Origin of the sequence: Trichocoleus sp. FACHB-40 (genome assembly GCF_014695915.1) — a bacterium.
In the GTDB taxonomy this organism is placed as follows: domain Bacteria; phylum Cyanobacteriota; class Cyanobacteriia; order Cyanobacteriales; family FACHB-T130; genus Funiculus; species Funiculus sociatus.
In genome coordinates, this window is sequence record NZ_JACJPF010000044.1 from 84,635 (window position 1) to 97,302 (window position 12,668).

Here is a 12,668-nt window from a genome sequence, read left to right on the forward strand (position 1 = left end):
GATGAAACCGTGACTGAGTTGCCGCCTCAATGTCAAAATCTGAAAGAACAGGTTGAGTCGATACTACAATTGTTGCATCAGGAGCCGTCGCTGCGATCGCAAGATGTTACACCCGTCCAAACTTCCCTCGGTAAAGCTATTTCTCCGAAGTTTGAAATTGTGTTTGCGGGTGCTTTTAGTGCGGGTAAATCAATGCTAATTAACGCACTGTTGGAACGGGAATTGCTTTACAGTGCAGAGGGACACGCTACAGGTACGGAATGTTATATCGAGTATGCCGAACCCGATAAAGAACGAGTAGTGCTGACATTTCTAAGTGAGGTAGAAATTCGGGAACAGGCGGGTGCGCTGTCTCAGCTGCTGGGATTAGGGACAGCTAGCAATATTAATCAATCTGAAGTAATTCAATTGCTAAACGATGGATGCAAAGCGATTATCGAGATCGAGGGTGGAGAAAGTAAATCAGAAAGAGCAAAACAAGCGAATGCGTTGATGTTGTTGCTAGAGGGATTTGTAGCAAACCGCGATCGCATTAACACTGTTAATAATGCTACATATTCAATGGAGCAGTTTAACTTTTCTAATCTCAAGGAAGCTGCTGGTTATGCTCGTCGTGGCAGCAATAGCGCGGTTTTGAAGCGGATTGAGTATTACTGTTATCATCCTCTGTTGCAGGATGGCAATGTGATTATTGATACGCCTGGAATAGATGCGCCAGTGGAGAAAGACGCACAACTTACCTACGCTAAGATTGAACACCCGGATACTTCAGCGGTGGTGTGCGTTCTCAAACCCGCGTCTGCTGGCGACATGACCAAGGAAGAAACGGAACTGCTGGAGAAAATGCGCTCAAATTCGGGAATACGCGATCGCGTATTCTTTGCCTTCAACCGCATCGATGAAACTTGGTACAATAGCCAGTTAAGGCAACGTTTAGACGAGCTGATTAGCGCTCAGTTTCGGGATACTAGCAGAGTTTACAAAACTAGCGGTTTACTAGGATTTTACGGCAGTCAGATTAAACAGACAAGCGGACGCGATCGCTTTGGTTTAGATTCTGTCTTTGCTGAGAGTGTCAAAGGCTTGGACGGACGAGAAGAAACGCCACAGTTCGTTACATCCTTTAACAACTACTGCGCTAACTCAGGTAAACTACCCTCTAACAAATTTCGGATTTCTGTTAATAGCTACGAAACGCCAAATGAAAATTATGTGCGTATTCTCGCTGAACAAGGAACACCCGTAATTCAGCAGCTAATTCAAGATAGTGGTATTGAAGAATTTCGTGCTGCTATTACAGAGTATCTTACCAAAGAGAAACGTCCTCAACTGTTTAAAAGTTTGGCTGACGATCTCGAAGACGTTTGCATCAGCTTAAAGAAATATTATCAGTCCACGCTGCAAGGATTAGATAGTCAGCCTCGCGAAATTGAGGCGATGAAAGCGCAAGAATTACAACGGTTAAATCAGGAACTACAGCAAGTTGGCGAAGAATTTCTCGAACATATCACAGAAGAACTAAAGCAGATTGTCACAGGCAAATGCGATGCTTTCGAGGCAGATTTTCGCCAGTTGCAATCTCGGATGGTTCGTCGTTTAGATGAGTTGCTGGATACTTTCTCGGTTGCAGATGCTTATCGTCGCGCCATCGGGAGTCATCGCCGCAATTCTACCGCACCTTTGATTGCTGTTTTAGTCGAGGCACTTTATTACCTTGCCAATCAACTTGAAGATATCTTGGTAGAGTCTTCTGAACAAGTAGTTACCAGTTTGTTTAAACGCCTCACAGAGCGAATTCGCAAGTCTGAATATTACCGACAACTCTATCGTTTGTTAGGCAATGATGGCGGAATTGAGCAACAATTGAAAGCCTTAGAGACACAGGTAACGAACGTTCTCAAAGCTGCTGCGAGTGACGAGTGTAATCGCTATGTACGGGAAAGTGCGCGGTTTTACGATGAAGGCACGTTTTCAATTTATCAATTTCGTCAGACATTATTGCAAACTTCTCAAAGTTACGGTTGTGAAAGCATGGTGGAAGCAGAACCAGCAATTCGTCAGCTATTGAAGTTAGATTTCGAGCCAAAAGTTAAAGCTACAATCAGTCGCGATTTTCCTGCAACTGTCAATCAAGCACTTAATACCCATTTGGATCGAATGGCAACGCAGCAACGTAGCGAAATTTTGCAACAATATACTCAAGCTCGTGCTTATTTAGAGCAAACTTTAGAACAAGAAGCTGAGGAAAAAATTGCTAATAATCGCCGTTTGCAAAATGCAATTGAGCAAAAAGTAGCAGTCTATAATTCAGCCGTGACTGGGATTAATAGCTGTTTGCAGGCGATGGGTTTGTACGATCATCAATTACCTGTAATTGGTCAATCTGATGTTATTCCAATTGTTTCTGATTTAGAGGATTCCCATGTTAGTGCGATTGCTAATGGGGTTGTTCATTCAGAAGCATAGTTTATAGCCTTGGCGATTGGAAATCGCGGCTACACAGACGAAACCCGCCTGCGCGGGTTTCAACTCTATTAGTTCGTGTAGGCGAACTTTGTTTATATAGCCGCGAACTCTATTTGCTGGTTCCTGTAAAAATAAATATTTGGAGATTAGCATGGAAAACTGGATAGACGTGATAGATTTCAACGAGGATGATGTTTTTTCATTTCCAGAACTCTTCAAAGTCGGTAAAGTCAGGAAAGCAGTGAATGAAGCATCCCATACTGACTCAGTAGTAGAGGCGCTAATTTATTCATTGTCATTTAAACAAGTATCAATAAATAAGATTGATAACCTTCAACCTCACAATATATTATTTAACAAAGGTATAGATTGTGAAATACTCAGAATAGGTGCTAAAGGCTGGAAAAAAGGAAGACTTAGACTCAAACTCCAAGTTAGTGTAGAGTTTTGTCCTGATGAACCTGATGCTGAAGAAACGGGAGAAATTAGCCAACCAGACTCGCCGCTTGACGATCTCCGTAAGATAATTAACTAAGAAAATTAGGAGGAAAATTCCTAAATAAATCCCCTGGAGTTGCATTCCTCCGGGGGAAAAGGTACGGTTGCTAATGCTATTTAGCGCCGTAGTAAAAGGCAACTTCTTTGTCTTTCAGCGGTGCAAAGTCGGCATCTAAAAGCATTTGATTGAGTTCATCTTGGGAAATATGCTTAGCACCAATGCGAACAATCCTGGAACGCATGGTATTAGATACGCCGCTGCGCTGACGACCAGCTTCCAAACCCATCACTTTTTGATATAATTCAAGTTTGGCTGTGGGAATTGGGGAACCGTCAAAGTCAATTCCTTTAGCGATCGCTACATCAATAGCATTAGCGCCTGTAGTTTCAGTCATCTCAGCCTGGGATCGTGTTTACAGAAGTATTTTATGACTAAAACGCCCAGAATTCGCATCCCCCCACAAGTGAGGAAGTATGTGTTTGAACGCGATCGCTATCAATGTCAAAGCTGCGGCAAAACTACGCTAGAAACCAACCTGACCATCGATCACATCATACCCTTGGCGCGGGGCGGTTCTAACGATATCAGCAATCTACACACCCTCTGTCTTACCTGCAACCAGCGCAAAACAGACAATTTAGATCCTCGGTTCCGGCGTTATTTCGTCTAGACAGAAAAAAACCGCCTCTAGCATGAGTAAGGGCGGTCTTCCTAAGCAATCGGAGGGTAATATAGATTATCCTGGTAATTTTGTATCCTACTGTAACAACTTTTACAGAATACGCCTCAACTTGACTTATCTGCCAGCATAAGCGTTCATGGGTTCTTTGATAAACCGGATGTAGAGATGCCTGAAAGTAGATTTAATCACGCGAGGCATGGCGAAGTCGATAGGCATCATCTTAGTAGGCAGTTTCCAATCCAGCACCTTTAAATCTTCTGGGTGCAGTTGCACAAAGTCAATCGCCTCTAGATTTGAGCAAAGACCTAATCTCATCGAAGCTGCGACTGTGGGAACCTCAAGGGGATTTACATTGAGCATTTCGACAATGGCACGATCTAGAGCAAATACATCACTAGAAGCCGCTAGAATGCCTAAAGGGCGGGGTTCGCCACCGGAAGGGCCGTTTCCTTCGTGACCGATAATTCCATCTAAAATGGTTAAATTGGGATTAATTGCTCTGGCGGTTTCTACCAACATTTCCCCAAAGCGATCGCTATCTTTCCCCGCCTCCATGTGCCACCACGCTTTCATTTTTCCGGGTACGCAACCAAAGAGATTTTTTACACCCATTGTCATTGTTAGTTGACAATGAGATTTTACTTTGGGCAAGTTAATTACTACATCTGCATCGAATGCTTCTTTGCACAATAGCAGATGATTGAATTCTTTGTTAGCTGTTTCGTAACGCTTGCCGTGAAATTCTACAATTGGCAGATTTAATTCTTCCATCAGGGGAAGATAACCATTAGCCTTTGCCACACCCATCGCACTACCAAAAGCGGGACTATCCCCAAAGAAAGGTTTACCGCCAGCTTCTTGCACCAGTTTGGCAACGCAGTGAACGATTTCTCGACGAGTGACGCACTCATTGCCTACACGACCACCTGTGAGTAGATTAGGCTTAAGTAGGACGCGATCGCCTGCCTTTACAAACGCTTCTATCCCTCCTAATGGTGCCAGTAAGCTTTGCACAGATTCCCGCAATAATTGCTGTTCGTAGGAATTAGCCCGAATTAAACTAACAGAAGATTTTCTCATTTTGAATTTTGGATTGAGCTAGCCTGTATAACTTAAAAGAATGTGTAGTGCTGGGTTTCGTTCCAAAGGCCCAGCCTACTCAATTTCTGAATTTTAAATTTTGAATCAATAACTCAAAAATCAAAACTCAAAACTATTTTCGGTTGCCACGAGTTAAAGCAGTCACTCTTTCGGCATTGGAGAAAACATCTTCTCCGTGGAGGTGAGGCATAGAAGGCTTTACTTCAACTTTGATAATATTGGCTGTGTTGATAAAAACTGTTTCTTCAGCTAGATGAAGAATCCACCATGATTTATCTAAAAGACGGCGGACTTCTTGCCGCATTTCCTGCTGAGTTTCTATAGCCTCAGCAGGTTCATAGATAGTGAATGATTCTGTGTTACCGTCGATATAATGAAAGGTTAATTGTGTTGCACCTGATTGACTGTGCATTAAAAATACTCCTGGTTAGATAGTCATTAGTCATTAGTTATTATGGCAGCACTAAGGACTACTGACTAATGACTAAAAACTAATTAATCTTGGCTTCTGGCATGGCGCTCATTTCCTCTAAGTCTAAAACTTTGGCTAGTTCTTCAGAACTCATCAAACCTCGTTCTAGTACAATTTGTCTTAGAGATTTGCCAGTTTCGAGGGATTCTTTGGCAACCGCAGCGGCATTAAGATAGCCGATGTGAGGATTGAGGGCGGTGACGAGGGCGAGACTTCCTTCTGCGTAGGCGAGACAGCGATCGCGATTGGCGGTAATTCCCTCTAAGCATCGTGTAGTGAGTGCTGCTAGAGTATTGCCCAAAATTTCGATACTGTGAATCAGGTTATAAGCAATCAGCGGCATCATCACATTTAACTCTAATTGTCCGGCAGAGGCAGCAAGCGCGATCGCATTGTCATATCCCATCACCTGAAAACACACCATCGTCGTCATCTCTGCCATCACCGGGTTATACTTCCCTGGCATAATCGAAGATCCCGGTTGCACTGGCGGTAACTGAATTTCTTTTAAACCAGTTTTTGGCCCCGAATCCATTAGTCGTAAGTCGTGGGATATCTTGACGCAATCCTGCGCTAGGTTCCGCATCGCACCGGAAACGTTGACAAAAGGTGCCATACTCTGCATTGTCGCCATCAGATGCGGGGCTGGGCGCAAGGGTTGGTCGATTAATCTTGACAATAATTGGGCAACGCGATCGCAATACTGAGGATGGGTATTTAGTCCAGTTCCCGCCGCCGAGCCACCCAAACCGAGTACCATCAAATCTTCAGATGCTCGTTCTATGCGGATCAAGTGGTCTGAGAGAATTTGCGCCCAAGCGCGGAAACTTTCGCCGAGTCGCACTGGAACCGCATCTTGTAGGTGAGTTCTGCCAGATTTGACGATATCCTGAAATTCCTCAGCTTTGTTGTCTAAAGCAGCGATCGCATCCGACAATGCAGGGAAAAGCGTTTTTTCTAAAGCCACCAACGCCCCAATTCTAATCGCTGTAGGAATCACATCGTTAGTAGACTGACCGTAGTTTACGTGGTCGTTGGGGCTGACGCGCTTGTAATTGCCTTTCTCATCGCCCAGCAGTTCTAGCGCCCGATTGCTTAGCACTTCATTGACATTCATATGGTGCGACGTTCCTGCACCCGCCTGATAGACATCCACAACAAACTGATCGCGGAACTTCCCAGCCAGGACTTCATCAGCTGCTTGGACAATTGCCTGACTGATCTCGGCGGGAATGCAGCCAAGTTCCCCATTAGCGATCGCAGTTGCTTTCTTAATCAACACGCAAGCATCGACGTAGGTAGGCAAAGGCTTCAGCCCACTTATCGGAAAATTTTCCATCGCCCGCAGTGTCTGAATGCCATAGTAAGCAGTTTCAGGAATCTGCCGCTCTCCCATTGAATCTTTTTCAATCCGGTAGGTTGAACCTGTTGTTTGAGTCATGTCTGTTGTCTATCCCTCTTTAAGATGAAATCATCCCATGTCTGACCGATTTTGGATTGGGAATTGGGGAATTGGGGAATTGGGGAATTGGGGAATTGGGGAATTGGGGAATTGGGGAAGAGGAAAAAGTCTTACCTAGTCCCTAGTCCCTAGTCCCTAGTCGCCAGCCCCCAACCCCCAATCCAAAAATTTTTATCCGGAATGTTGAGTCATGGTATTGTTTTGGGAATCATAAATATGAGATCATCCTAAAGAAAGATGCCATATTCTATGCAACAGACTATAAAACTCGAAGCTGAATTCTTTTTCCAGCAGGGATTGCGCCAGCTCCAGGCAGAAAAATTTGAGGCAGCAATCTCTAGTTTAGACAACGCCCTGAAGTGTAAGCCGGATTATACCGATGCCTTGTCCCAGAGGGGCTTTGCTCTAGGAAACTTAGGTCGCCACGAAGAAGCGATCGCTTCTTTTGAAAACGCTCTGGCAATTCAGCCAGATGCCTCCTGGGTTTGGTTCAACCGGGGAATTGCTCTAGGAAAATTAGGCCGCTACTACGAAGCATTAAACAGCTTTGACCGAGCCATTGAGTTCAATCCGGACGCTTCCGCCGCTTGGCACAATCGCGGCATTACACTGGTTGACTGGGGTCAGTATGAAAAAGCAGTTGCCAGCTTCGACCGTACCCTGCAACTGCGACCAGATGCTTACTGGGCATGGTACAACCGAGGCAATGCCCTATCCAGCTTAGGAAGATACCTCGACGCGCTCAACAGCTTTGATAGAGCGATTGAGTTTAAGCCAGATTCCGCCAATGCTTGGCACAACCGGGGCATTGCCCTGAGTGACTGGGGCAACTATGAAAAGGCAATTTCCAGCTTCGAGAGAACTATCGAAATTAAACCCGACTACTACAAAGCTTGGTTTAATAAAAGCGTTGCTCTGGGGAAATTAGGGCGCTATGCCGAAGCGATCGCCTGTTGCGATCGCGCTTTAGAACTTAAGCCGGATTATCCCACTGCCTGGTATAACAAAGCTTGTTACAGCGCCAAGGTTAGCCAAATTGAGATAGCGATCGCTTCCTTAGAACAAGCCATAAGTCTATCTCCAGAAAAATACCGCCATCTGGCAAAACACGATTCAGATTTTGACAACATTCGAGCCTCAAAGCCGTTTGAAGCTCTTATACTCGCTGAAAGCGATTAAACCCTTGTTTTATTTATTATTTCCATCTGTGGCACGGTTGAGGCTCCCAGGCTTGACCCTGCCACAGATGGATCTATATCTGGCTTAAATCCCTATTAAGGATCTATTATTTAACTCAGTCAAGCTTCGCATTGCACAATTGCGTAAGTATATACATCTTTTTAACCAGCCCTTGTCTGCTGGGGTTAAAAGTCAAGAGTGCTGATTAAAGCGTTAGGATTTAAGAGTTAGGAGTTCAAGAATAAAGAACTCCTAACTCTTAACTTTAATCCTCACTACTAACTTTTACCTTTCAAATGGCAATAATTCGCATACCCGAATCCTGGGAAATTCCAGAACGAGAAGTAACATCAGAAGCCGCATTTTTTAATCGGCGTCGCTTTCTCAAATCGCTGATAGGTGCCAGCGTGGGAGCTACTATCCTGCCAATTCTCGGCTGCGATGATTCTTCTGAAAACATGGCACTAGAAAAAACATTAAATACAGCAAAATTAAAGGCAAATGTAAATCCTGCTTTTTCCGCAGTTGATCGTCCTGTCACTGACCAATCTCTAGCTGGACAATATAACAACTTTTATGAATTTGGTGGCACAAAATCGATTTGGCCCGCAGCGCAGGCATTGCCAACCGATGACTGGAAAATTGAAGTCAGCGGTTTGGTGAAAAATCCCCGCACCTACGACTTAGACGATATTAAGAAAACATTTCCTCTAGAGGAGCGCATTTACCGCTTTCGCTGCGTGGAAGCGTGGTCAATGGTGATTCCGTGGATTGGATTTGGGATGCGCGAACTTATCGCCGCCGTCGAACCAACCAGCCAAGCCAAATTCGTTCGCTTTACCTCATATTACGACAAAAATATTACCACTGGCCCTAGCTTCCACTTAGGTAAATTACCTTGGCCTTATACTGAAGGTTTGCGCCTTGATGAAATGGCGAACAAATTAGCGTTTTTTGCAGTAGGCGTTTACGATCATATTTTGCCAAAACAGCACGGTGCGCCGCTAAGAGCCGTCTTGCCTTGGAAATATGGTTTTAAAGGCGCAAAATCTATCGCCAAAATCGAATTTCTTGACACTCAACCCGCCACATTTTGGAACACACTAGACTCGCATGAATATGACTTTGAGGCGAATGTAAACCCCACAAAACCTCATCCCCGCTGGTCACAAGCAACCGAAAAATTTGTCAGTAAAGGGCCAAAGCTGACATGGGAAAAACGCCCGACTCTCCCTTACAACGGTTATGGGGAATATGTAGCAAGTTTGTATGTTTGAATTTTGCTTTTTCGTTTCTAGTCTCTGACTAGAAACCCATTATGGGAGGCAGAGTCTCCCATAAAATAATATCAGGTAGAGCCTGATAGTAGGCATTCCCAGTCACAGGCTGGGAACGAGAAAAACTATAAAAGGGAAGTCTTCTCTTTTTAGAAAAGGAGTTTTCGATGTCCACCCTAGGATACCAATTCAAGGGTTGGGTGCGATACATCTGTAAGGACATGGCATTGCCATGTCCCTACCAACGTGGATTGAACGTCAGAACCGTCATATATTCCACCCAACTGAGAAACCCTATACTGTGCTGCTACTTTTTAAGAAGCAAACGATAGAATTTGAGATAAAAGCGTTGTGCGCGTAGGTGCCGCCAAATGACAAACTACATAGAAGAAGCTAAAAATCTTTTTAGTCAAGGATTGGCTTATTTAGAGTCAAAAAACTTTGAAGTTGCGCTTACTTATTTTAACCAAGTAATTCAGCTAGTATCTTACCATGCAGATGCCTGGGCTTGTCGGGCGCTGGCATTGGGACATTTAAAACGTTATCAAGAATCAATTGATAGCTTTGACAGGGCGCTTGAGTTTAATCCAAATGATATTCGTATATGGCTAAACAGAGGTATTGCGCTGGATGAATGGGGGCAGCATGAGAAAGCGATCGCTAACTATGACAGATTACTGGAGATTCAACCAGACAATTACGAAGCTTGGGCAAATAAAGGTAATGCTCTAGCCATGTTGGGGCGAAATCCAGAAGCGATCGCTTGCTATGACAGAGCTACAAAAATCAATCCTAATTATTACAAAGCTCACAGCAATCGCGGCAATGCGCTGGTTAATTTAGGCAAACATCAACGGGCAATTTCAAGTTATAAAAGAGCGTTAAAAATTAATCCTGATGACCCGGAAGTATGGTATAATATGGGCTGCTGTTTTATGGTTTCGGGCGGCGATGAAGATGCGATCGCGGCTTATGACAAAGCCATAGAAATCAAGCCAAACCATACAAGTGCTTGGACTAACAAAGGTACGGTAGTGTCTAAGTTAGGTCGCCAGCAAGAAGCGATCGCCTGCTACGATAAAGCCCTAGAAATAGATCCAAACGAGACTCACACCTGGAACAATCGTGGTTTAGTGCTGCGGAGATTGGGGCGAATAAAGGAAGCGATCGCCTGTTACGACAAATCTGTACAATGCGACCCAAATAATTATGAAGCTTGGGATAATCGCGGTTATGCCCTGACAAAATTGGGTAAGTATAAAGATGCGATGACAAGTATCGATAAATCATTAGAAGTTAATCCCAATCATGCTAACGGAATTTACAACAAAGGTTACTGTTATGCTTTGCAGGGAAAAGTCACATTAGCTGTCGATTATTTGCAACAAGCAATTCAATTAAATCGTGCTAAATATCTACCTGCGGCTAAAACCGATCCTGATTTAGATTGTCTGCGTAAAAATAAGCGATTTCAGCTTTTGATTGGGGAGATTAAGGGATAATACAGGGCTTAGGGATATCAAGCCACAAGAAATAGAATTTTTTCTTTTTATGTGTAGGTTAGCTAAAAGATGCCTAGTCTAATTAAAAATTAAAACGCAAAGCTAAAAAAGAAACAATCCGCATTCTCTAGCTACACTACGTTTGTGGATTGTTGCTTTTTGTCTGTTGTCAGCTATAAGAAAATCCAGGTTATCTAAAACTTTTTATGATGGAAAATTAGATAGGTTATTCGTTTTTCATAAAGATGGTTTAATTAAATTTATCATAATTTATGAAAGGTAGAAAATTAAACCTTTAATGCTAAAAAATAATTTAGGAAATACTGTTGCAGCGATAATAGTGCTGTCTAACTCAGGAAAATGTGTCAAAATAGCAGTCTACAGGATAGCAACAATCGAGACGGGGTGCTGGTCTGAGCTTGGCTCTTCTGCGTCACATTATACAAAACAAGCATACCTCAGCTAATCATGCAAACTCTCCAAAAGACTCACCCTAAACTTCAAGAACTCAGAACCCGCCTCACGGAAATTGACGACATTTACTCAGCTGCTTCGTTACTTTACTGGGATCAAGCTACTTATATGCCTCCTGGTGGCGCAGCTGCAAGGGGTCGTCAAATGGCTACTTTGCAACAGATTGCCCACACTAAGTTTAGCGATGCAACTATAGGGCAACTGTTGTCAGATTTGCTCTCCTACGAGGAGAGTTTGCCCTCTGATTCTGATGAAGCTAGCCTGATTCGCATCACTAGGCGCAACTACGATCGTGCAGTGCGAGTGCCAGCTGATTTTATGGCGAAAATGTCTCTGCATAGAACCGCGTCTTATAACGCTTGGGCGATCGCTCGTAGCGAAAATAACTTTGCCGCCGTGCAGCCTTATCTGGAAAAGACGCTGGAAATATGTCAGGAATATGCTAACTTTTTCCCAGGCTATGACCATATCGCCGATCCGCTGATTGATGGTGCTGATTACGGGATGAAAGCAACGAGTGTGCGATCGCTTTTTTCCCAATTGCGAGAAAAACTGGTTCCTATGGTCGAGGCGATTGTTTCCCAACCTGTAGCGGATGATACTTGCTTACGCCAGAGTTTCTCGGAAGCAGAACAGCTAGATTTTAGCCTCAAGTTAATCGAACAGCTAGGCTTTGACTTTAATCGGGGGCGACAAGATAAGACGCTGCACCCGTTTATGACAAATTTCTCGATTGGAGATGTGCGAATTACTACCCGGATCAGAGAAAACGATCTGAATGAGGGACTGTTTAGCACCATCCACGAGATGGGACACGCACTGTACGAGCAAGGTATCAACCCCAAGTATGAAGGGACACCCCTAGCTGGAGGAACCTCATCCGGTGTGCATGAGAGTCAATCTCGACTGTGGGAAAATCAGGTAGGACGCAGCCGCAACTTCTGGAAGTTCTTCTATCCGCAACTGCAAGAGGTTTTCCCCCATCAACTTGGTGATATTTCCCTAGAGACATTTTACCGGGCAATTAATAAAGTTGCGCGATCGCTTATCCGCACCGATTCTGACGAAGTAACGTATAACTTGCACGTTATGATTCGCTTCGATTTAGAACTGGAACTCTTAGAAGGTAAACTGGCAGTGCGCGACCTTCCCGAAGCTTGGAACCAGCGTTACAAATCCGACCTCGGTGTTGTTCCGAAAAACGACAGCGAAGGCGTAATGCAGGATGTCCACTGGTACACTGGCACAATCGGGGGAATGTTCCAAGGATACACCCTTGGCAACATTATGAGCGCCCAATTTTTTGCAGCCGCACTCAAAGCTAATCCAGAAATTCCCACCCAAATTGAGCAAGGAAATTGCCATACTTTGCACAATTGGCTCAAAGAAAATATCTACCAGCACGGTAGCAAATATACAGCCGCTGAACTGGTTGAGCGCGTAACTGGTAAAGAGTTGAGCATTGAACCATTTATCCAGTATATTCAGCACAAATTTAGCGATTTTTCTTGAGGATTGTAGGTTAGACCCGTGCGATAGCGAAACCCAACAAAC

11 protein-coding genes are annotated in these 12,668 nt (G+C 44.1%); 7 read left to right on the forward strand and 4 right to left on the reverse strand.

Annotation, left to right across the window (positions count from 1 at the left end):
- Positions 1-9 precede the first annotated feature (9 nt).
- Positions 10-2,466: a dynamin family protein gene (locus tag H6F63_RS08160; RefSeq protein WP_190636427.1), complete on the forward strand. Its 2,457-nt coding sequence runs from the start codon at positions 10-12 to the stop codon at positions 2,464-2,466.
- Positions 2,467-2,617: 151 nt separating this feature from the next.
- Positions 2,618-3,001, forward strand: a complete 384-nt coding sequence (locus H6F63_RS08165) for a KGK domain-containing protein (protein ID WP_190636429.1) — start codon at positions 2,618-2,620, stop codon at positions 2,999-3,001.
- 76 nt (positions 3,002-3,077) lie between these two features.
- Here H6F63_RS08165 and H6F63_RS08170 read toward each other — a convergent pair whose 3' ends face one another.
- On the reverse strand, positions 3,078-3,359 hold the full coding sequence (locus H6F63_RS08170; RefSeq protein WP_190636431.1) for a DUF4090 family protein: 282 nt from the start codon (positions 3,357-3,359) through the stop codon (positions 3,078-3,080).
- A gap of 33 nt (positions 3,360-3,392) precedes the next feature.
- Between H6F63_RS08170 and H6F63_RS08175 the strand changes: the two genes are divergently transcribed.
- Entirely contained in the window at positions 3,393-3,635 is a 243-nt protein-coding gene (locus tag H6F63_RS08175) for an HNH endonuclease (RefSeq protein ID WP_190418955.1), read from the forward strand.
- A gap of 126 nt (positions 3,636-3,761) precedes the next feature.
- On the opposite strand, the gene H6F63_RS08180 is transcribed toward H6F63_RS08175, so the two are convergent.
- The 3 genes from H6F63_RS08180 to H6F63_RS08190 form a co-directional block, all read right to left on the reverse strand.
- Positions 3,762-4,727, reverse strand: a complete 966-nt coding sequence (locus tag H6F63_RS08180) for a DUF362 domain-containing protein (protein ID WP_190636433.1) — start codon at positions 4,725-4,727, stop codon at positions 3,762-3,764.
- A 133-nt stretch (positions 4,728-4,860) separates the two neighbouring features.
- Entirely contained in the window at positions 4,861-5,160 is a 300-nt protein-coding gene (locus H6F63_RS08185; protein WP_190448141.1) for a hypothetical protein, read from the reverse strand.
- 79 nt (positions 5,161-5,239) lie between these two features.
- A complete protein-coding gene (locus tag H6F63_RS08190; protein WP_190636435.1) occupies positions 5,240-6,661 on the reverse strand; it encodes an aspartate ammonia-lyase in 1,422 nt (473 codons plus the stop codon).
- Positions 6,662-6,919: 258 nt separating this feature from the next.
- On the opposite strand from H6F63_RS08190, the gene H6F63_RS08195 reads away from it, so the two are divergent.
- From H6F63_RS08195 to H6F63_RS08210, 4 genes are all read left to right on the forward strand, one after another.
- Entirely contained in the window at positions 6,920-7,861 is a 942-nt protein-coding gene (locus tag H6F63_RS08195; RefSeq protein ID WP_190636437.1) for a tetratricopeptide repeat protein, read from the forward strand.
- A gap of 296 nt (positions 7,862-8,157) precedes the next feature.
- Positions 8,158-9,138, forward strand: a complete 981-nt coding sequence (gene msrP / locus H6F63_RS08200; protein ID WP_190636439.1) for a protein-methionine-sulfoxide reductase catalytic subunit MsrP — start codon at positions 8,158-8,160, stop codon at positions 9,136-9,138.
- Between the two features lie 371 nt (positions 9,139-9,509).
- On the forward strand, positions 9,510-10,640 hold the full coding sequence (locus H6F63_RS08205; RefSeq protein ID WP_190636441.1) for a tetratricopeptide repeat protein: 1,131 nt from the start codon (positions 9,510-9,512) through the stop codon (positions 10,638-10,640).
- Between the two features lie 468 nt (positions 10,641-11,108).
- Positions 11,109-12,626 carry a carboxypeptidase M32 gene (locus H6F63_RS08210; RefSeq protein ID WP_190636443.1) on the forward strand — a complete coding sequence of 506 codons (1,518 nt, stop codon included), beginning with the start codon at positions 11,109-11,111 and terminating at the stop codon, positions 12,624-12,626.
- Positions 12,627-12,668: the final 42 nt, after the last annotated feature.